We start from the raw sequence: 291 nt of genomic DNA on the forward strand, positions 1-291 counted from the left end.
ACGTAGTTTTATCCTGATAACTTTTCGGCGTAACACCTACCAGCTGCTTAAAGACTCTTGTGAAATAGTTGGTATCCGAAAAACCGGTCTGGTAAGCAGTTTCCTTTATGCTGTTCCTGCTTTTCAATAATTCTTTTGCCTTGCTTATCCTTTCCTGAAGAATAAATTCATTCGGCGAAGTTCCCAGTTCATCTTTAAACATTCTGAAGAAATTCGATTTGCTCACATACGCAAGCTTTGCAATGCTCTCAATGGAAAGTTTCTGATCTGTCTCTTATACACATCTGACGC

At 39.2% G+C, this 291-nt stretch carries 1 protein-coding gene; it reads right to left on the minus strand.

Translation table 11 applies throughout. The features are described 5' to 3' along the window. A partial coding sequence (locus ACPYOJ_RS35085) for a helix-turn-helix transcriptional regulator (RefSeq protein ID WP_481420341.1) occupies window positions 1-202 on the minus strand: 202 nt, incomplete at its 3' end. Window positions 203-291 lie beyond the last annotated feature (89 nt).

This window comes from Rhizobium sp. SVR5-9E (assembly GCF_056755095.1).